General features: G+C 53.9%; 17 protein-coding genes, 2 tRNA genes and 1 rRNA gene. 10 read left to right on the top strand and 10 right to left on the bottom strand.

Translation table 11 applies throughout. From position 1 onward, the window contains the following. The first annotated feature begins 250 nt into the window (after nt 1-250). From rrf to dkgB, 3 genes are all read left to right on the top strand, one after another. Nucleotides 251-366 (top strand): 5S ribosomal RNA (rrf, locus tag NA624_RS11780). 53 nt (nt 367-419) lie between these two features. Next, a tRNA-Asp gene (locus NA624_RS11785) sits at nt 420-496 on the top strand. Nucleotides 497-660: 164 nt separating this feature from the next. Further along, nucleotides 661-1,464, top strand: coding sequence for a 2,5-didehydrogluconate reductase DkgB (gene dkgB, locus NA624_RS11790; protein WP_000154888.1), 804 nt, complete (start codon nt 661-663; stop codon nt 1,462-1,464). A 21-nt stretch (nt 1,465-1,485) separates the two neighbouring features. On the opposite strand, the gene yafC is transcribed toward dkgB, so the two are convergent. Further along, nucleotides 1,486-2,400, bottom strand: coding sequence for a DNA-binding transcriptional regulator YafC (yafC, locus tag NA624_RS11795; RefSeq protein WP_000648530.1), 915 nt, complete (start codon nt 2,398-2,400; stop codon nt 1,486-1,488). Nucleotides 2,401-2,504: 104 nt separating this feature from the next. Here yafC and NA624_RS11800 point away from each other — a divergent pair, with 104 nt between their 5' ends. The 3 genes from NA624_RS11800 (at nt 2,505) to NA624_RS11810 (ending at nt 5,460) form a co-directional block, all read left to right on the top strand. Beyond that, nucleotides 2,505-3,680, top strand: coding sequence for an MFS transporter (locus NA624_RS11800; RefSeq protein WP_001127556.1), 1,176 nt, complete (start codon nt 2,505-2,507; stop codon nt 3,678-3,680). A 131-nt stretch (nt 3,681-3,811) separates the two neighbouring features. Continuing rightward, a complete protein-coding gene (locus NA624_RS11805) occupies nt 3,812-4,612 on the top strand; it encodes an endonuclease/exonuclease/phosphatase family protein (RefSeq protein ID WP_001230969.1) in 801 nt (266 codons plus the stop codon). A gap of 77 nt (nt 4,613-4,689) precedes the next feature. Next, nucleotides 4,690-5,460 (top strand): class I SAM-dependent methyltransferase, encoded by a 771-nt coding sequence (locus tag NA624_RS11810; RefSeq protein ID WP_000207219.1) that lies wholly within the window; start codon nt 4,690-4,692, stop codon nt 5,458-5,460. A 55-nt stretch (nt 5,461-5,515) separates the two neighbouring features. Here NA624_RS11810 and mltD read toward each other — a convergent pair whose 3' ends face one another. Then, entirely contained in the window at nt 5,516-6,883 is a 1,368-nt protein-coding gene (gene mltD / locus NA624_RS11815; protein ID WP_000644706.1) for a murein transglycosylase D, read from the bottom strand. Between the two features lie 71 nt (nt 6,884-6,954). Further along, nucleotides 6,955-7,710, bottom strand: a complete 756-nt coding sequence (gene gloB, locus NA624_RS11820) for a hydroxyacylglutathione hydrolase (RefSeq protein ID WP_001052773.1) — start codon at nt 7,708-7,710, stop codon at nt 6,955-6,957. Between the two features lie 34 nt (nt 7,711-7,744). Between gloB and NA624_RS11825 the strand changes: the two genes are divergently transcribed. Continuing rightward, entirely contained in the window at nt 7,745-8,467 is a 723-nt protein-coding gene (locus tag NA624_RS11825) for a class I SAM-dependent methyltransferase (protein ID WP_000801240.1), read from the top strand. On the opposite strand, the gene rnhA is transcribed toward NA624_RS11825, so the two are convergent. Then, nucleotides 8,464-8,931: a ribonuclease HI gene (gene rnhA / locus NA624_RS11830; RefSeq protein WP_000917872.1), complete on the bottom strand. Its 468-nt coding sequence runs from the start codon at nt 8,929-8,931 to the stop codon at nt 8,464-8,466. The two genes, NA624_RS11825 and rnhA, sit on opposite strands and share 4 nt — an antisense overlap. Nucleotides 8,932-8,994: 63 nt before the next feature. On the opposite strand from rnhA, the gene dnaQ reads away from it, so the two are divergent. Both dnaQ and NA624_RS11840 read left to right on the top strand, forming a co-directional pair. Next, nucleotides 8,995-9,726, top strand: a complete 732-nt coding sequence (dnaQ, locus tag NA624_RS11835; protein WP_001562201.1) for a DNA polymerase III subunit epsilon — start codon at nt 8,995-8,997, stop codon at nt 9,724-9,726. Nucleotides 9,727-9,859: 133 nt separating this feature from the next. Next, a tRNA-Asp gene (locus NA624_RS11840) sits at nt 9,860-9,936 on the top strand. 319 nt (nt 9,937-10,255) lie between these two features. Here the strand turns inward: NA624_RS11840 and NA624_RS11845 are convergent. The 6 genes from NA624_RS11845 to tagK are packed head-to-tail and all read right to left on the bottom strand — an operon-like array spanning nt 10,256 to nt 16,417. Continuing rightward, entirely contained in the window at nt 10,256-11,311 is a 1,056-nt protein-coding gene (locus NA624_RS11845) for an ImpA family type VI secretion system protein (RefSeq protein WP_000367616.1), read from the bottom strand. A 10-nt stretch (nt 11,312-11,321) separates the two neighbouring features. After that, on the bottom strand, nt 11,322-12,317 hold the full coding sequence (tssG, locus tag NA624_RS11850) for a type VI secretion system baseplate subunit TssG (protein WP_000145239.1): 996 nt from the start codon (nt 12,315-12,317) through the stop codon (nt 11,322-11,324). Continuing rightward, nucleotides 12,314-14,197: a type VI secretion system baseplate subunit TssF gene (tssF, locus tag NA624_RS11855; RefSeq protein ID WP_000371497.1), complete on the bottom strand. Its 1,884-nt coding sequence runs from the start codon at nt 14,195-14,197 to the stop codon at nt 12,314-12,316. Before tssF ends, tssG begins: the two co-directional genes overlap by 4 nt. Before the next feature lie 15 nt (nt 14,198-14,212). Continuing rightward, complete coding sequence (gene tssE, locus NA624_RS11860) at nt 14,213-14,707, bottom strand: type VI secretion system baseplate subunit TssE (protein WP_000108007.1); 495 nt, start codon at nt 14,705-14,707, stop codon at nt 14,213-14,215. Next, nucleotides 14,704-15,528, bottom strand: a complete 825-nt coding sequence (locus NA624_RS11865) for a type VI secretion system accessory protein TagJ (RefSeq protein ID WP_000750546.1) — start codon at nt 15,526-15,528, stop codon at nt 14,704-14,706. Before NA624_RS11865 ends, tssE begins: the two co-directional genes overlap by 4 nt. After that, nucleotides 15,515-16,417, bottom strand: coding sequence for a type VI secretion system-associated protein TagK (gene tagK, locus NA624_RS11870; protein WP_000806688.1), 903 nt, complete (start codon nt 16,415-16,417; stop codon nt 15,515-15,517). Before tagK ends, NA624_RS11865 begins: the two co-directional genes overlap by 14 nt. Before the next feature lie 367 nt (nt 16,418-16,784). Here tagK and tssH point away from each other — a divergent pair, with 367 nt between their 5' ends. After that, nucleotides 16,785-19,448, top strand: a complete 2,664-nt coding sequence (gene tssH, locus NA624_RS11875; RefSeq protein ID WP_000449793.1) for a type VI secretion system ATPase TssH — start codon at nt 16,785-16,787, stop codon at nt 19,446-19,448. Nucleotides 19,449-19,532: the final 84 nt, after the last annotated feature.

A 19,532-nucleotide genomic window follows, 5' to 3' on the forward strand; every position in this document is an offset into this window, starting at 1 on the left:
GCGCAGCGATGCGTTGAGCTAACCGGTACTAATGAACCGTGAGGCTTAACCTTACAACGCCGAAGATGTTTTGGCGGATGAGAGACGATTTTCAGCACTGATTCAGAGTTGAGTACGCAATAATTTGCGCAGCAGCAAGGCGGCAAGCGAAGGAAAGGAAGGAGCATACAGAAGTATGTGACTGAGTTTACGAGCGCGGGCAACGCCGCTGATGCGATAAAGAATTGCGTACTGAGCATAAAAGAATTTGCCTGGCGGCACTAGCGCGGTGGTCCCACCTGACCCCATGCCGAACTCAGAAGTGAAACGCCGTAGCGCCGATGGTAGTGTGGGGTCTCCCCATGCGAGAGTAGGGAACTGCCAGGCATCAAATTAAGCAGTAAGCCGGTCATAAACCGGTGGTTGTAAAAGAATTCGGTGGAGCGGTAGTTCAGTTGGTTAGAATACCTGCCTGTCACGCAGGGGGTCGCGGGTTCGAGTCCCGTCCGTTCCGCCACTTATTAAGAGCCCTGAGCATTAGCTCAGGGCTTTTTCTTTGCCTGTCATTTAATTATTGCTCAATTCGCAAAAATCCTCTGCATTTTTCGCTCTTTTTCTACAAAGCGCTGAAGGTCATAATCCCCTCAGTTAACGAACATAGTGATTAAAAAGAGGAATTCTATGACTATCCCTGCATTCGGTTTAGGTACTTTTCGCCTGAAAGACGACGTGGTTATCGCTTCTGTGAAAACGGCGCTTGAACTGGGCTACCGTGCTGTCGACACTGCGCAAATCTATGATAATGAAGTTGCTGTTGGACAGGCGATTGCTGAGAGCGGCGTACCGCGTAATGAGCTGTACATCACCACTAAGATCTGGATTGAAAACCTTAGCAAAGACAAGCTGATCCCAAGCCTGAAAGAGAGCCTGAAAAAACTGCGTACCGATTATGTCGATCTGACGCTGATCCACTGGCCATCTCCGGGTGATGCCGTGTCTGTCGAAGAATTTATGCAGGCATTGCTTGAAGCTAAAAAACAAGGGCTGACTCGCGAAATTGGCATTTCAAACTTCACCATTCCGTTGATGGAAAAGGCTATTGCCGCGGTGGGCGTAGACAATATCGCCACCAACCAGATTGAGCTATCTCCGTATCTGCAGAATCGTAAGGTGGTTGACTGGGCGAAAGCGCACGGTATCCATATCACCTCATACATGACGCTGGCCTATGGTAAGGCGCTGAAAGATGAAGTGATTGCACGTATCGCTGCTAAACATAATGCGACGCCGGCGCAGGTTATTCTGGCATGGGCAATGGGTGAAGGTTACTCCGTGATCCCTTCATCCACCAGGCGTGAAAACCTGGCAAGCAATCTGCTGGCGCAGGACCTGCATCTGGATGCTGAAGATAAAAATGCGATCGCGGCACTGGATTGCAACGACCGCCTGGTTAGCCCGGAAGGTCTGGCCCCTGAGTGGGATTAATTGCCTGACCCTTTGTACCCTTTACCCCTCTTTCACAGCTCCTTCGGGAGCTGTTCTTATATATTCGCTCAAAAAGTCGATAAATGCCCGAATGCGTGTGCTGACGGCGCGATCGCTGTAGTAAACGGCGCTGAAAGGCATTTCTACCGGCAGACGTTTATCGGCCAGCAGTTCCACCAATTCTCCCCGCGCGATCTCTTTATCAATCATATAATCTGAAAGACATGCAATGCCGTTACCGTTCAGGCAAAGCTGTTTTAACGTTTCCCCGCTATTGGAAGAAATCCCACATTCAACCTCATGGAGCTGCCCATCGCTACAGGCTATTGGCCAGGTATTGAGCGAAACAGGTTCTGAGAACCCCAGACATAGATGCAGCTTCAACTGTTCAACGCTCTCAGGCTTGCCAAAACGGGCAATATAATCCGGTGAAGCGATAATCTTACGATAACTGGTAAATAACGGGCGTGCGCGCAGACTTGAATCTGTCAACGTGCCTGCGCGTATCGCAACATCCACTTTTCGTTCAATAAGATTGATGAACGTTTCTGAGGAGACAAGAGACAACGTTATTTCCGGATATCGTTCACGAAAAGGTTTAATCAGCGGCATCAGGAAATGCAGCATTACCGGCGTTGCCGCATCGATACGCAGTAAGCCGCGCGGGGTATTACGCGACTCCATGATTTCCGTTTCTGCGGCGGCCATTTCTTGCAGTATCTGCTGCACGCGCCTGAAATATCGCTCTCCTTCTTCAGTCAGGCTCAGCTGTCGTGTCGTACGATTAAGCAGACTGACGCCGAGCTTCATCTCCAGCTTTTTAACTGCCCGGCTGACAGCGGAATTGGCCTGTCCAAGCTGCTCTGCCGCTCGGCTGAAGCTGCCGCTTTCCACGACAGCGACAAAAATTGCGAGTTCTTCGGAGGTGGCTTTCATTTTTGCTCCTGCAGCAAAATTAAATTGATATTTTGGCTATTTTTGTCATTAAAACATCCAGGCATACTGCGTGTCATCTGATTACTGTTGTTATGGAGTTATGTATGCCTCTCGCTTTATTTGCACTGACAATAAGTGCCTTCGCTATCGGTACGACTGAGTTTGTGATTGTCGGCCTGGTGCCGACCATTGCACAACAACTGGCTGTCTCGTTACCTTCCGCCGGAATGCTGGTTTCAATCTATGCGCTGGGGGTGGCTATTGGCGCGCCGGTGCTGACCGCTCTGACCGGACGCCTGCCGCGTAAGCAGTTACTGGTTGCGCTGATGGTCTTGTTTACGGTGGGGAATTTGCTGGCATGGCAGGCGCCGGGCTATATGACATTAATCGTCGCCCGTCTGCTGACGGGCCTGGCGCACGGCGTGTTCTTCTCGATTGGATCTACCATCGCGACAAGTCTGGTGCCAAAAGAGAAAGCGGCTTCTGCGATCGCTATTATGTTTGGTGGTTTAACGGTCGCGTTGGTCACGGGCGTTCCGCTGGGCACATTTATCGGTCAGCATTTTGGCTGGCGTGAGACCTTCCTTGCGGTATCACTGTTAGGCGTGATTGCGCTGATGAGTAGTCAATTGCTGATCCCGGCCAATATCCCCGGTCGGGCGGCCGCCAGCATTCGTGACCAGGTGAAAGTACTGACTCATCCTCGTCTGTTACTGATTTACGCTGTTACGGCGCTGGGCTACGGCGGGGTATTCACGGCATTCACCTTCCTGGCGCCGATGATGCAGGATCTGGCGGGATTCTCCCCGGCAGCGGTAAGCTGGATCTTACTGGGGTATGGCGTATCTGTGGCTATCGGCAATATCTGGGGCGGTAAACTGGCGGATAAGCATGGTGCCGTGCCGGCGCTGAAATTCATTTTCGCCGCGCTGTTTGTTCTGCTGATGGTCTTCCAGGTGACGGCCTCCACGCAGTATGCCGCGCTGGCTACCATTCTGGTGATGGGGATCTTTGCCTTTGGTAACGTACCGGGGTTGCAGGTCTACGTGGTACAGAAAGCGGAACAATTCACGCCCAATGCCGTTGATGTGGCGTCAGGTCTGAACATTGCGGCGTTTAACATTGGTATTGCGCTGGGCTCCGTGATTGGCGGACAAACGGTGGCGCATTACGGTTTGGCGCAGACGCCGTGGATTGGCGCCCTCATTGTTCTGGTGGCTTTCCTGCTGATGGGTGTCAGCGGACGTCTTGATAAACCTGTACGCATTGCTCTGGAGTAAATTATTGACGTAAGCGCCTACTTACAAAACAAACTGCAATTGTTCGTTGAAAGTGAGTGCTAAAATCCCTATAACAGAAGAACCAGTCCGGTTGAGGACTGGTTGACGTTACAGAGGTTTGAAAGTCAAAAGTGCGAAAAAACACCTATGCGATGCGCTATGTTGCCGGACAGCCCGCCGAGCGGATTTTGCCGCCCGGGTCGTTTGCGAGCATCGGCCAGGCATTGCCCGCCGGGGAACCGCTAAGCAGTGAAGAGCGGATCCGTATCCTCGTGTGGAATATATTCAAGCAGCAGCGAGCCGAATGGTTATCGGTGCTGAAGAACTACGGTAAAGATGCGCATCTGGTCCTGTTGCAGGAGGCGCAGACAACGCCTGAACTGGTACAGTTTGCCACCGCTAACTATCTTGCCGCCGATCAGGTTCCCGCTTTTGTATTACCTCAGCATCCGTCTGGCGTCATGACGCTTTCTGCCGCCCATCCTGTTTACTGCTGCCCTTTACGGGAAAGAGAACCGATTTTACGTTTGGCGAAATCAGCCCTAGTGACGGTATATCCCTTGCCGGATACCCGTTTATTAATGGTCGTAAATATTCATGCGGTAAATTTTAGTCTGGGCGTGGACGTATACAGTAAGCAGTTACTTCCGATCGGCGACCAGATTGCGCACCATAGCGGCCCTGTCATTATGGCGGGTGATTTTAATGCCTGGAGCCGTCCACGTATGAATGCGTTGTACCGCTTTGCACGTGAGATGTCGCTGCGCCAGGTGCGTTTCACTGACGATCAGCGACGTCGTGCATTTGGACGACCGCTGGATTTTGTTTTTTATCGTGGGTTAAACGTGAATGAAGCCTCCGTACTGGTGACGCGCGCTTCCGATCACAATCCGCTACTCGTTGAATTCAGTCCCGGCAAACCTGAGCAATAAAGGTGCGTCAGGTCTGCCGTGGGGCAGGCCTCTGCGGGTGCTGCCCTCTATTTTTCTCATAACAGAAGGGCACTACCATGACAACGCACTCCCACCATGACAATGTTGAAAAGCAGTTTGGTTCACAGGCGAACGCCTATTTACATAGCGCCGTTCACGCAGCGGGTCGTGACTTAGCGCGGTTGGCGCAAAGGTTGTCTGATTTTTCCCACGCGAACGTACTGGATATGGGATGTGGGGCTGGACACGCGAGTTTTGTCGCTGCGCAACATGCCAACTCGGTCGTGGCATACGATTTATCCGCCAGCATGCTTGAGGTTGTCGCTGGAGCGGCGGAAGAAAGACATTTAAGTAATATTACTCTCCGGCAAGGCTATGCCGAAAAACTGCCCTTTGAAGATGCATCGTTTGAGGTGGTGATTAGCCGCTATTCCGCGCATCACTGGCACGACGTTGGTCAGGCATTGCGTGAGGTTAATCGTGTCTTAAAACCCGGCGGCGTGCTGATTATCATGGATGTCATGTCGCCAGGACATCCTGTACGCGATATCTGGCTGCAAACGGTGGAGGCGTTACGCGACACGTCGCATGTCCGTAACTATTCCAGTGGCGAATGGCTGGCGATGGTCAATAACGCGATGCTGGTAACGAATACCGTGATAACCGATCGTTTATCGCTGGAGTTTCGCTCATGGGTAACGCGGATGCGTACGCCAGCGCCGTTGGTTGAGGCGATTCGATTATATCAGGCGAGCGCCCCGGTAGAGGTGAAGCGTTATTTTGAGTTGCAGGATGACGGCTCGTTTAGCAGCGATACTATCATGCTGGAAGCGCATAAAGCGGTATAGCAATTTAAAAGGCGCCGGGGGAAGCGGCGCCTTTTGGCTTTTTCGTCGGACAATATCAGGAGTCTGGCGTGCTATTGTCCTTCACAAACAACGTAAGCTGATCGCCCGGTTGTAGATTATCCGTATCATGGTTCCAGCGCATCACATCTTTGATATTCACCCCGTGACGTCTGGCGATACTGGAAAGCGAATCGCCTTTACGGACACGATAGGTAATGCTATCGCTATTGTTTGCCAGTCGTTGTGCGCTGCTGCCAGCGCCTACGGTCAGGCTTTGCCCGATTTTCAGGCGCGAACCACGCAGGTTGTTCCACTGCTGCAAGTCCTTCGTGCTTACGCCAAGCCGCGAAGCAATACCGGAAAGCGTATCGCCAGAGCGCACCTTATAGCTACGGCTATTCAACGGCGTATTGTCGGCGATCAGTTGGGACTGAACGGCGTCAATCTCACCGGAAGCCAGCGACTCACGCAACTGCTCGGCATGCTTTTTGGGCACCATAACATATTGCGGACCGCTTACGCCTAAGGTAGACCCTTTTACACCGGCATTAAACGTCTTCAGCTTGCTGATAGACATGCCCGCCATATCCGCAACCTGGGCCATTTCAACTGGACTGTTTAAACGAACTCGTGCCAGCGCTCGGCTTTCATCTGTTGTTGGCAGACGTACGCCGTAGCGTTTGCTGTTTTTGAGAATTTCACTCAATGCCAGCATCTTAGGTACGTAGAGTTTTGTTTCTCTGGGCAAAGAAAGCGACCAGAAATCCGTCGGTTTTCCACGCGCTTTGTTTGCTTTAATTGCCCGCATAACACGGCCTTCGCCGCTGTTATACGCTGCAACGGTTAACAGCCAGTCGCCGTCAAACATTTTGTTCAGACGCTGCATCATGTCTAACGCGGCGGTCGTAGAGGCTACAACATCGCGACGCGCGTCATAATTACGGGTCTGCTTTAAACCATAATTGCGCCCTGTGCTCGGTATGATCTGCCAGATGCCTGCGGCATTGGCGCCAGACGTTGCGTGAGGATCAAAAGCGCTCTCCACTATGGGTAGTAGTACCAGCTCCATAGGCATGTTACGTTTCTTAACCTGCCCCGCTATCCAGTACATATACGGCTCTGCCCGTAAAGTTACATCGTGGAGATAGCTCTTATTGCGTAAATACTTCTGTTTCTGTTCGCGAATCCGGCTGTTTTCCGGAATTCCCATCTTTAGCTCGTCGCCAATGAAAGCCCACAAGTCCTGATCTGGCGCGATAGACGTTCCGTCGTCCATCCATCGTGCCTGACTCGTAAACTTTCCTGCTTCCCCTTGACCAGCTGCAGAAAGGCTCTGTGCGTGCTGTTGGACGTTGCCAGTGTTCTGAGACGTCTGGCACCCCACAAGCAGGACAGAGGCGAGTAATATCGCTTTTGCCTTCATGTGTGTGTCAATAGTTGCTTAAAAGACGACCGATCATAACGGCGAAGTTAGCGAATGACAAGTAAGAATTATCAGAACGTGTCTTTCTTTGACCTTAACCATGCAAAACGCGCTTCTGGTTGTTGCAATATTGTTTCTTTGTTTATTTCGTTAATTAAATCAATATCTTCAGTTCTTAAAAAAAGATTAATCTTACGCTCATTTTTAAGAATAACGGGTAATGTCATTTGTTTTTTTACACGTAACTCTTTAACTTTACGATAATATTCATTTATGAACGAATCGTGCGGAAGTATGCTCAATGCGAACTTAATGTTAGCTAAAGTGTATTCGTGAGCGCAGCAAATGAGCGTGTCGTCAGGCAGAGAATTAATTTTCATAAGTGACTGATACATCTGTGATGGCGTGCCTTCAAACAGTCGACCACAGCCGCCAGAGAACAGCGTGTCGCCGCAGAATAAGTAAGGATGGCTAAAGTAACAGACGTGTCCTAACGTGTGGCCCGGCGTGGCAAAAAGAGTAAATTTCTCGCCTAAAACGCGAATAGTATCGCCATCGCCAACAAGATGGGTTGCTCCCTTGTCTTGTGTTTCCGCCGGTCCATAAACCGTCATTTGCGGGAAGTGTTGCAACAGCTCCTTGACTCCGCCAACATGGTCGTGATGGTGATGCGTCAGAAAAATCGCCTCCGGCATCCACTTATGTTCAGCAATGGCCTTTAAGACGGGTGCCGCTTCGCCGGGATCAACAATCACACAGCGGCCTTCATCATTGGTCAGCACCCAGATGTAATTGTCCTGAAACGCGGGAATACTGTTAAGATTCATATATTACCTCTCAAATAATTAGCGGAAGGTTGCGATGAAACCGGCAAGGCTCTCTCAAACTGTCGTTGCGCCCGGATGTTGGGGTGAGTTGCCCTGGGGCAATTACTACCGTGAGGCGCTGGAACAGCAGCTCAATCCGTGGTTTGCAAAAATGTATGGTTTCCATTTGCTTAAAATCGGTAATTTAAGCGCAGAAATCAATTCCGAAGCGTGCGCGGTCTCTCATCAGGTGAATGTTTCGTCGCAGGGGTCGCCGATGCAGGTTCTGGCCGATCCGCTACACCTTCCTTTTGCAGATAAATCCGTCGATGTTTGTCTGCTGGCGCATACTTTGCCGTGGTGTACCGACCCGCACCGTTTATTGCGGGAAGCCGACCGTGTATTGATTGATGACGGTTGGCTGGTCATCAGTGGATTTAACCCGCTGAGTTTGATGGGTTTACGTAAACTGGTACCCGTTTTACGTAAAACACCGCCCTATAATAGTCGGATGTTTACCCTTATGCGGCAACTGGACTGGCTGTCTTTACTCAATTTTGAAGTGCTACATTATAGCCGTTTTCATGTCTTACCCTGGAAAAAGCAGGGAGGGCGGCTATTAAATACGCATATCCCGGCGCTGGGCTGTGTACAGCTTATTGTGGCCCGTAAGCGGACCATCCCGCTTACGCTTAATCCGCTGCGACATAATAAAAGTAAAACCCCTATCCGCCAGACCGTTGGCGCCACCCGGCAATATCGCAAACCGGATGGCTAAGCTTCCGCCTGGTAGCCACTATCTTCCTGCGTGGGATTCATTGCCGCGGCGCGCGCCAGTTCATCACAACGCTCGTTTTCGGGATGGCCTGCATGGCCTTTGACCCATACCCATTTGATCTGATGCTGGCCTAACGCAGCATCGAGACGTTTCCAGAGATCGACATTTTTTACGGGTTTCTTTTCCGCTGTTTTCCAGCCGCGTTTCTTCCAGTTATGAATCCATTGGGTAATTCCTTGCCGCACATATTGGCTGTCGGTGCTCAATGTCACTTCGCAATGTTCTTTTAACGCTTCAAGCGCGACGATCGCCGCCATCAGTTCCATACGGTTATTGGTGGTCAGCGTGTAACCTTCACTAAACGTTTTTTCATGACCGCGATAGCGTAAGATAGCGCCATAACCACCAGGCCCTGGATTCCCCAGGCAAGAGCCATCGGTGAAAATTTCTACCTGTTTAAGCATCTCTGGTAGACTTCCTGTAATTGAAATCGATAACAAAACGCAAGTCTGACATAAATGACCGATATGAGCACTGCAATTACACGACAGATTGTCCTCGATACCGAAACCACCGGTATGAACCAGATAGGCGCGCACTATGAAGGTCACAAGATTATTGAGATCGGTGCGGTTGAGGTGATAAACCGTCGTCTGACCGGTAATAACTTCCACGTTTACCTGAAGCCGGATCGGCTGGTGGATCCGGAAGCGTTTGGCGTACACGGCATCGCCGATGAGTTTCTGCTGGATAAGCCGGTTTTTGCTGATGTGGTCGATGAGTTTCTCGATTATATCCGCGGCGCGGAGCTGGTCATCCATAACGCATCGTTCGATATCGGCTTTATGGATTATGAGTTTGGTCTGCTTAAACGCGATATTCCTAAAACCAATACTTTCTGCAAAGTTACCGACAGCCTGGCGTTGGCGCGGAAAATGTTCCCCGGCAAGCGTAACAGCCTTGATGCGCTGTGTTCGCGTTATGAGATAGATAATAGCAAACGTACTTTGCACGGCGCATTGCTCGATGCCCAGATCCTTGCTGAAGTGTATCTGGCGATGACGGGCGGGCAAACGTCCATGACGTTTGCGATGGAAGGAGAGACGCAACGGCAGCAAGGTGAAGAGACCATTCAGCGAATCGTTCGCCAGGCCAGCCGGTTACGGGTCGTTTTCGCCTCTGATGAAGAGCTGGCTGCGCATGAATCGCGGCTTGATCTGGTGCAGAAAAAGGGCGGAAGTTGCCTTTGGCGGGCGTAATTTATTCCTTTTTAGGCTATAAAAATCATCCTTCGGGCGATTTTTGCAGCAACTGATTCAAAAGGTGAGAAAAAGCGTTGACGGGCGACACCGCAAACCGTAATATTCGCCTCGTTCCCAGCGGGAACATAACGGAGCGGTAGTTCAGTTGGTTAGAATACCTGCCTGTCACGCAGGGGGTCGCGGGTTCGAGTCCCGTCCGTTCCGCCAGATACAAATCTCAGGGTGTTTTTATACATCCTGTGAAGTAAAAAAACCGTATCACTGTAAAAGGGATACGGTTTTTTTTCGTCTTCAAGAAGTTCCTCCGTCTATCGTGGAATCTGACGCAAATGGGCCTACACCTGGATGACGAACAGGATATTACCGCCACTTCTTTCACTGTCATGGTTATTTTGTCCCACTGACATTTAAGGCGCGGCCTCATGGCGGTGTTTAACCGGGATCGGGACATGTTCAGCGCAGAAGCAGACTGCGTAATGTTGATGTCATTCAGATAATCACGGACAACCGCCAGACATGCGTATCATCATTCCAGGGCATCCCACTTCTCCAGCAACTCCACCGGGATCTCATTGATCACCTCCGAGAACCGTTTTCCCACCAGTCTTTCAGCCTGGCGTAACAGTGGGATGGTCGGGCTGCTGGGTTCACTGCTCTCAAACCAGCGACGAATGCACCGCAGGCGTTCCAGCGCATCATTACGATCGCGAATTGGCCCCGGTTCAGCATTGTGTGGGAGGGATATACCGGGTGGCGCGTTGACAGGCAGCACATCCTCTGCCCGTGCCGGAACGGCATTATCCATAACCGTGCCTGCGGGGTCTGGCGCTGGCGCTGGCGACGGAGGAATTTCCGGCGTGGTTGTCTGTACCACGTCAGGCAGCAGCGCCAACAACTGCCGCAGGCGTGAAAAATCTGGAGCCAGATCGCCTAATGTCTCACGCGCCCACACTTGCAGGCGTTCTGCGCTTTCCTGCGCTTCGCGAAACGCCGCCAGCGGTAATGCCCCACGGGCTTCGAGGTCGGCCAGTTGCTGGCGGACGGATTCGGGGGCCAGCGCATCAGCCGGGCGGGGAGCGGATAACGCGCGCTCGACATCCCGTACCTGCAGGCGCAGGGCGGCACTGTTTGACAGCGTGATACCGCGAATGTCTGCCATCACGCCTTCGTGATCCAGCAGCGCCGCCAGGGCATTACTGCGCGCCAGCGCCGCATCTTCAATAGATTCTGCGGATGCGCCTTCGCCGGTAAGCAACTGTGGATGGAGTGCATCAGACCAGATTACGCTCAGTTCTGCCAGTTGTGTGAGCATTTCCGCCAGTCCCTGTGCACCAGCCTGCTGGATGCGACTGCGCAGCAGCAGGATCAACACCCGGATATCCTTACTGCGCGTGAGCAGACGGCGCGCATCACGCTCAATTTCCGGCCAGTTCACGGCTTCCGGCGTACTGACAAAATCACCATATTGCGCCTCCGCCTGGGGGGCGGCGCGGCTGAACAGCAGCAGGTATTCCGGATCGTACTCCGGATCGGGGCCGCAGGGTTGTTCCGCGCTTACCGGTTTAGTCAGGGACATGTCCATATCATTACTCTCAGTGGGTTAAGCCGTGTTCAGGTTCAAAAATCATGCCGGTCACCGGACGGTCATGCATGGCTTTACCTGCCCAGGCCGTCCAGCCAAGCCGCTGCGCGCCGCCGATCACCGCAGGCGGTGCGGCATGAGGCTTCAACTGCAGCTCAATTTCCCAGCAATATTCAAAACCGATGAACGTACGCACCAGTTCTGTCAGCACGGGCAGATTGTTGCCGCCGGGCAGAAAACGCAGGTAATCCTCCAGCGTGAGCGGGCCGATAATTAGCCGGAATTTGTACTGCATATCCGGTACGGCCTGGCCGATAAGCGCCCCGTTGCCCAGCACCGAAGACTGCGCGGGCGTGCCCAGACGGGTGATTTCATCGTTCGCCACCGTTATCCAGTGCAGGGCGAACTCTTTCACCGCAAAAGGTACGCTGAAATAGTGCGCCAGCGTGGCGGCCAGCCCGTCAGGATTGCGCGATTCGCGTACCAGATGAGCGGAGGCTGCCAGGCGAACATGATCTGACAGCGGGCTTTCGGCGCTTTCCCGTAGATCCTGCCCGCTGAGACTGGCGATATAAAACGCAAAACGGTCGTGTTCCGGTTTGTCCAGCCCGCCACCAGCGGACTGGGCGCTGCGCCATGCCTGCCAGAACTGCGTCAGCCAGCGGTGGTGAAAAATATTGGAAAAATGAACCAGCGTCGGATCGTGACGGCTCTCTGAGCGGTTTAGCGCCAGCTCGGTATAGTGCAGCGGCAACGGGCCGTTTGGCCCCCATAGTCCGAGGCTGTACAGGCTCAGGTGCAGGCGTCCATCCTGCCAGCTGACCTGGGCGATTTCCCGTGGCGCAAAGGTCATCGTCGGCGTCTGTCCCAGACGGAATTTTTCCATCCGTGGCTGCCAGATACTGCCTGCCGGAGTATCACAGAGCTGGGCATCCACGCGCCGCATCAGGTTCAGGAATCCGTAACGCCATGGGGTTTTCTGCGCCTGGTCGAGAGCGCCGGTCATACGCTCCCCCGTTGCCCGGTTCTTACCGGCCAGGTCATGACATGCCCGCGTTGCATCGAGTGCAGCGTCATCTGTGAGAAGGTATTAATGGAAACATGGCGGGTAATATAGTGTTCCAGCACCAGACCGAACAGGTAAGGACTGATACCGGAAAATCCTTCTTCGTCCACGGTCAGTTCGCAACTAACGCCCCGGCCATAGACCAACAGACCGGAGCCGGGCAGGCGGCGGGTTACTGGGGTGGTTTTGCAGCCAATCAGGCTGCGCACCTGGCGCGACTGCGGGCTGTCGTGAGCCGGAATAAACAGATTCAGCAGATCGCGCAGCGCCTGGCCGCCGGTGCGGTGATCCAGATCGGCCAGCGGCAGATAATTAAACGACAACTGCCGGATCAGCCGCCAGGCCATTTCGCGTTCAGCCAGCGGCGGCTGCGGCGGGCGCGGCGGTCTGATAAGACCCACGCCCGCCACCGGGATCGCCGCATCTACGGTCAGATCATCCCGGCCATTACGTGGAATAAGGCAGGGCAGATCGCGGTTAGTCACCATTGCCGTGACGGTGATATGGCGCAGATTTTCCGGGTAGGGCGCTTCATGCTGATCAACCAGCGACAGGAAGATTTCCGAGCCGGTATAGGGGGTTCGGGTGCCATAGCGGCGGGCGTTTTCTGACGAGCGGCGCGGTTCACGACGCAGTGAAAAATAACGCCCGTGGTTGCCTTCGTCATTATTACGGGTGTGATACAGCGGACGAAAAATCATCTTCCGTGTGGTTTCCGCTTCCAGGCCTTCGACTTCCTGAACAGAAAACACCTCGTAATCCAGCGGACGGGTACGATCTACCACCAGATGCTGTTCCGTCACGCTGTGAGTGACTTCAATCCGGGTGGTGGTGCGGGGAAACAGGTTGATCACCGGCGTACAGAACAGGCTGAACTGTGCAGCGTCCGTCTGATGAATCAGCCAGTCCGGCGGCAGGCGATTAAGCAGTATGACAATTTCCGCCACATTGCCCTGCACCTTTTGTAACCCGGCAGACAATCCGGTCGGGGTGAAGAAGTAAAACCGTTCCGGACAGGCGAAAAATTCATGCAGCAGATTATGGCCGTGAAACACGTTCCAGGCGAGCGGCAGCAGCCCCTGCCCTGGCTCCAGCCCTTCGTGCGCCACCGGGTGTTGAAGATTCACATTCAGTTCGCCGTCAAAGTGACCGGGTTCACCGGCCAGTGTGGCGACGGCGCTGGTATGCAGCAGCTCAAACAGGTGTGACGCAATGCGTTCTTCGCCGCAGAGGTAAAAGGGCAGCCGTGCCGGACCGGCCAGCTCGCTGAAAGTCAGTTCCCCGAAGGTTCGCAGGGTGATGCGCAATGCCCCGGCGACATGAATATTAGGCGGCAGATAGCGGTGCAGGGCGGGCATATCCGGCGGCGCGGCGGTCAGGCGTACCTCCTCGATGGACAGCGGCCACAGCGTGACGTCCTGGCTGCTGCGAAACTGGCAGGCGGTATTTTCGCCTTCCGGGATGGGGGAAATGAACGCGGTATCGCGCGGTACGGTGACCCCTTTCGCCAGGTCGCCTTCCTGCGTATCGGGATACAGTTTTACCACTGCCATCGATGGCGTGGGGGTGACGTAATTGGGGCTGACGACTTCCAGTAATCGCTGTGTGAAGCGGGGAAACTCGGCGTCAATTTTTAGCTGAGTACGGGCGCTCAGAAAGCTGAACGCCTCGATCATGCGTTCCACATACGGGTCGGCAATATCGGTTCCCTGCATCCCCAGTCGGGCGGCAATTTTGGGATGGAGGGTGGCGAACTCAGCACCAGTCTCCCGCAGGTAGCTCAGTTCGCGGTTGTAATACTCCAGTAGCCGTGGATCCATGAATAATGCCCTGTATTAAAAGAACGTAATGCGGCTCAGCTCCATATCCAGCGCGCTGCGTACCAGAAACTCCGTGGGATACGGCTGCGTCAGAATTTGTCCGCGAATTTCAAACTGTAGCGTGTTATAGCTACCCTGCCGGGTTTTATCGAGCAAGGGCGTGACCCTGAGTGTGGCGGCGTTCAGCCGGGGTTCGAAACGGATAATGGCGCGCCGGATCGCCTCGCTGATATCGTCCCACTTATGCTCATACATAAAGCTGCCCGCCAGCGGCGGCAGGCCATAGTTGAGCACTGACGCCGCCGCCTGCGGATAGCGCCGGGCGTCGATGTCACCTTCGTGGCTAATGGTATTGAGCAAAAAGGAGAGGTCCCGACGAATGATCTCCTTCAGTTGTACCGGCGTGACGCTGATATCCCGGTCAATTTTCTGATACGGAGCATTGTCACACAGCCGATCAAATAGGGTGGGCAGCAGGTGGTTAGCGGGTGTAAAACGAGACGTGCTCATGCGCCATCGTTTTCCTGAGCATGAAAGGTACAATGGGCCATGTCCAGCAGGCTGATATCGCCGTGGCTGGTCAGCCACACTTTCTGCCCCAGCGCCCGCACGGTGGTTTCGCCGGGGCCGTCCTGCCAGGCGGTTTCCCGGCACAGACGCAGGGCGTCAGATGCACTTTCCGAACCGCTGTAACGGGTAAAGAGCCAGGCGCCGTGCGTATCGCCATTCATCAGGGTGATATTAATGGGTTTCCACAGCAGATCGGTCAGGCGCGTCGGTTGCGGCGATTCCAGCGAGCGTATTTGCGAAAACGGTAGCCAGATATACACGCCGCCGGTGACCAGCTCAAGTACCGGGCCAAGGCGGGAATCGCTGTCGCTCGCCCAGTCAAATGCGCCGCCGTTCCACTGCCCGCCCGTGTCTGTTATGGCTTCCAGTGCGGTATTACGGTGTTTATCAACCTCACCGGTATCGTCATGACAGGCGAGTGCCGCCAGCAGTGACTCCACCCAAACGGGCTGCGGCAGAAGAAAACCGGGTCGTTGTTCACCCTGAAAAACGGTGTGGCGGAACATTTCGCAGCGAACCAGCTCCCGGTACAGCCGGGCCTCCTGGGTATAATTGGCCTCCATCCTGGCACATAGCTGAAGCTGGTGTAGCGCCCGCGACCAGTCTCCGGCCACACACAGCAACTGAAACAGGCTGTGGCGGCAGAGCGCCTTCGCCGGATTTTCCCGAACCTGCTGCTCCGCCATCTGAATCCCCTCCGCAATAGAGTATTCCTGTAGCAGCGCGGACAGGGTAGCAGGAAGCGTGTCAGTTTTTTTCATGGGCGGTATTTCCATTTTTCTGTGTCGGAGTGATTCGGTAGTGGCTATCGATGCCAATAATACGATGCTCGCGGCGGGTCAGATCGGGCAGTATCTCGCTATGTGCGGTTTTCCCCCCCAGTTCCGGCGAGAGCAGTTGTAGGATATCGGGCATTGATTCCATCGCCAGCCAGTGCATTTCACCCTCACCGGTCGTGTCCAGCGTATCCAGAATGGCATCAATACCGGGCGCGCCTGCCACCATATCCTGTAACGTGTCGGTGTCGCCCTTTTTATCGTATAACGACGTCAAATCCTGGGTGACAGCGTCTTCATTTCGGGGAAACGGTTTAGGACGGAGGGGCTTTTCCTGCCCGGAGGGCCGCAATGCCTGCTGATATTCCTGGTAAAGCTGGTGTAGCGTGCTATCCGCTTCATGGCCGGTGTAAGAGGACGCGGTTTCCCGGACGGGAATAATATCGAACGGGTTCTGCGGATTGAGCTGTTGTTGTTTAAACCAGTCCAGATCCAGGTACTCAGCAACGGATTCAGATGACTGAACCAACTGAGGAAACGAAACATCGGGACGGGACTCATCATTGGTGCGGGCAAGGCACCAGGATGACAGACCCCATTCAATCGTATCTCCATCATTCAGCCGCATACGGTGATGAGGTTCCATCACCTGCTCATTGACGGCACAGCACAGTTCATCAGAGTGATTAACAATCCACCACGCCTCTTCGTGGCGAACAAGACTGAGCGCGATATCGTCTTTCCCATGTTGCTCAAAAAGCGGAATGTAGGGGGCGGCGGCAGTAAATACGATGTATGTCCCTGCGGGATACTGTGCGTTATCCGTTATACCCTGCGACTGTATTTTCCGTAATTCCCACATGTCTTGTTTCATTATGTCCCTTAAATGTATTTATTTTTCTGGAGGAAACGTTTAGGGAGTTTTAATTCATAAATAATTTTAACTAAATTCATAGGGAGTCATTATTGATGACACCCTTTTTATTATTTTCGTCGTGAATGCATTGTTGTATGCATAGATGTCTTTTTTGAAATATTATTTCTTTTAATTCTTCAATTTCGATTTTTATCTTGCTGTTCATTGATTATTTAATATTAACGGCTTAGTTGCTAATTAGTCCCTGATCTGTATCATTGTTTTGTTTCGATATTTTTTCGAGGCTATCAATAAAGAATTGTTTATATATTTATATACATTGATGCATTATTTTTATGAATTTTTATGTCACAAGGCATAACACATGGAAACTCCTGTTTCACGCAGTGCGTTGTATGGAAAACTGGCCGGCCCACTATTCCGGTCGCTGGAATCGGCAACGGCATTTTGCAAACTACGCTCTAATCCCTGGGTTGAGCTGACTCACTGGCTGCACCAGTTAACACAGCAGCCCGATAACGATATTCTCCACGTTCTTCGGCATTACCAGATCCCTCTTTCTGATGTGGAGAAAGCGTTGCTCCGGCAACTGGATATGCTGCCCGCCGGGGCCAGCGCCATTAGTGATTTTTCTCACCATATCGATCTCAGCGTTGAAAAGGCCTGGATGCTGGCGAGCGTCCGTTACGGCGATAACAAAATTCGCAGCGGCTGGTTGCTGCTGGCCTTGTTGACCACGCCAGAACTGCGTCGGGTACTGAGCAGTATCTGCGCGCCGCTGGCCACGCTTCCGGTTGATGAACTGACTGAAATACTGCCCTCGTTGATCGAAACATCGCCGGAAGCGCAGGAGCGCCCTTACGACGGCTCCGGCCTGGCATCAACCATTCCCGGTGAAAGCAGTCAGGCGATTCCCAACGGCGGGCAGGACGGTAAATCCGCGTTGGCGAAATACTGTCAGGACATGACGGCACAGGCGCGCGACGGCAAAATCGACCCGGTGACGGGGCGTGAGCATGAAATCCGCACCATGACGGATATTCTGCTGCGCCGTCGCCAGAATAATCCACTACTGACTGGTGAGGCGGGCGTCGGAAAGACGGCGGTCGTCGAAGGTTTTGCCCTCGCGATTGCGCAGGGGGAAGTGCCGCCCGCGCTGCGGGAAGTACGGCTGCTGGCGCTGGACGTTGGCGCTCTGTTGGCCGGAGCCAGCATGAAAGGCGAGTTTGAATCGCGTCTGAAAGGGTTACTGGAAGAGGCCGGGCGCTCGCCGCAGCCGGTTATTCTGTTTGTTGATGAAGTTCACACTCTGGTGGGCGCGGGCGGCGCATCCGGCACGGGCGATGCCGCTAACCTGCTGAAACCGGCGCTGGCGCGCGGCACCCTGCGGACTATCGGCGCCACCACCTGGAGCGAATACAAGCGCCATATTGAGAAAGATCCGGCACTGACCCGGCGTTTTCAGGTGTTGCAGATTGCCGAACCGGAAGAAATCCCCGCAATGGAAATGGTGCGTGGTCTGGTGGATACGCTGGAAAAACACCATAACGTACTGATTCTGGATGAGGCGGTACGTGCGGCGGTACAGCTTTCTCACCGCTATATTCCCGCCCGGCAGTTGCCGGATAAGGCCATCAGCCTGCTGGATACCGCCGCGGCCCGCGTGGCGCTGACGCTGCACACGCCGCCTGCCAGCGTACAGTTCCTGCGCCAGCAGCTAAAAGCGGCGGAAATGGAACGGTCGCTGTTGCAGAAGCAGGAAAAAATGGGGATTCAGTCAGATGAGCGGCGCGATGCGCTGACGGCGCGAATTTTCTCGCTCAACGATGAACTGACTGCATCCGAATCCCGCTGGCAGCGGGAGCTGGAACTGGTACATACGTTGCAGGAACTGCGTGTCGCAGAGTCTGATGCTGATGACAAAACCACGCTGCAACAGGCCGAAACGGCGCTAAGGGAGTGGCAGGGCGACGCGCCGGTGGTGTTCCCGGAAGTCAGCGCGGCGGTTGTCGCGGCGATTGTCGCCGACTGGACCGGTATTCCTGCCGGGCGCATGGTGAAAGATGAGGCCAGCCAGGTGCTGGAACTGCCTGCCCGACTGGCGCAACGCGTTACCGGGCAAGACGGCGCGCTGGCGCAGATTGGTGAACGTATTCAGACCGCCAGGGCGGGACTGGGCGATCCACGCAAACCGGTGGGCGTGTTTATGCTGGCCGGGCCGTCCGGTGTCGGTAAAACCGAAACCGCGCTGGCGCTGGCGGAGGCTATCTACGGCGGCGAGCAGAACCTGGTAACCATCAATATGAGCGAGTTCCAGGAGGCTCACACCGTTTCCACGCTGAAAGGCGCGCCGCCCGGCTATGTGGGCTATGGCGAGGGTGGTGTGCTGACGGAAGCGGTGCGTCGCCACCCCTGGAGCGTAGTGCTGCTCGACGAGATCGAAAAAGCGCACCATGACGTCCACGAACTCTTCTATCAGGTGTTTGATAAAGGGGGCATGGAGGACGGTGAGGGAACACATGTCGATTTCAAAAACACCACGCTACTACTCACCACCAACGTGGGTTCCGACCTCATCAGCCAGATGTGTGAAGATCCGGCCTTAATACCCGATGCTACGGGGCTTAAAGAGGCGCTAATGCCGGAATTGCGCAAGCATTTCCCGGCGGCATTTCTGGGCCGCGTGACGGTGATCCCTTACCTGCCACTGGACGAAACGTCGCGTGGCGTGATTGCCCGTCTGCACCTTGACCGGCTGGTGGCGCGGATGGGTGAACAGCACGGCGTGACGCTGACGTATAGCGAGGAACTGGTCGCACATATTGTGGCGTGCTGTCCAATGCATGAAACGGGCGCGCGGTTGCTGATTGGCTACATCGAGCAGCACATTCTGCCACGACTGTCGCGCTACTGGTTGCAGGCCATGACGGAAAAAGCCGCTATCAGGCAGATTGATATCGGCGTTAATGGTGATGAGCAGATTGTTTTTGAGACAACCTCGCAGGAGGGAATATGCCAAAAGAGTTAAGTGGTGCGCAGTGGGTTTATGGCGTGACTAAGTTTGTCGGCGGAAATACAGATAAACCCCACTGGTCAATTGATGGGCATTAAA

Origin of the sequence: Salmonella sp. NW38 (assembly GCF_051807745.1) — a bacterium.
GTDB classification, from domain to species: domain Bacteria; phylum Pseudomonadota; class Gammaproteobacteria; order Enterobacterales; family Enterobacteriaceae; genus Salmonella; species Salmonella enterica.

Coding starts and splice junctions, on each gene's coding strand:
- dkgB (WP_000154888.1), top strand. CDS start 661: ATGACTATCCCTGCATTCGGTTTAGGTACTTTTCGCCTGAAAGACGAC.
- yafC (WP_000648530.1), bottom strand. CDS start 2,400: ATGAAAGCCACCTCCGAAGAACTCGCAATTTTTGTCGCTGTCGTGGAA.
- NA624_RS11800 (WP_001127556.1), top strand. CDS start 2,505: ATGCCTCTCGCTTTATTTGCACTGACAATAAGTGCCTTCGCTATCGGT.
- NA624_RS11810 (WP_000207219.1), top strand. CDS start 4,690: ATGACAACGCACTCCCACCATGACAATGTTGAAAAGCAGTTTGGTTCA.
- mltD (WP_000644706.1), bottom strand. CDS start 6,883: ATGAAGGCAAAAGCGATATTACTCGCCTCTGTCCTGCTTGTGGGGTGC.
- gloB (WP_001052773.1), bottom strand. CDS start 7,710: ATGAATCTTAACAGTATTCCCGCGTTTCAGGACAATTACATCTGGGTG.
- NA624_RS11825 (WP_000801240.1), top strand. CDS start 7,745: ATGAAACCGGCAAGGCTCTCTCAAACTGTCGTTGCGCCCGGATGTTGG.
- rnhA (WP_000917872.1), bottom strand. CDS start 8,931: ATGCTTAAACAGGTAGAAATTTTCACCGATGGCTCTTGCCTGGGGAAT.
- dnaQ (WP_001562201.1), top strand. CDS start 8,995: ATGAGCACTGCAATTACACGACAGATTGTCCTCGATACCGAAACCACC.
- NA624_RS11845 (WP_000367616.1), bottom strand. CDS start 11,311: ATGGACATGTCCCTGACTAAACCGGTAAGCGCGGAACAACCCTGCGGC.
- tssG (WP_000145239.1), bottom strand. CDS start 12,317: ATGACCGGCGCTCTCGACCAGGCGCAGAAAACCCCATGGCGTTACGGA.
- tssF (WP_000371497.1), bottom strand. CDS start 14,197: ATGGATCCACGGCTACTGGAGTATTACAACCGCGAACTGAGCTACCTG.
- tssE (WP_000108007.1), bottom strand. CDS start 14,707: ATGAGCACGTCTCGTTTTACACCCGCTAACCACCTGCTGCCCACCCTA.
- NA624_RS11865 (WP_000750546.1), bottom strand. CDS start 15,528: ATGAAAAAAACTGACACGCTTCCTGCTACCCTGTCCGCGCTGCTACAG.
- tagK (WP_000806688.1), bottom strand. CDS start 16,417: ATGAAACAAGACATGTGGGAATTACGGAAAATACAGTCGCAGGGTATA.
- tssH (WP_000449793.1), top strand. CDS start 16,785: ATGGAAACTCCTGTTTCACGCAGTGCGTTGTATGGAAAACTGGCCGGC.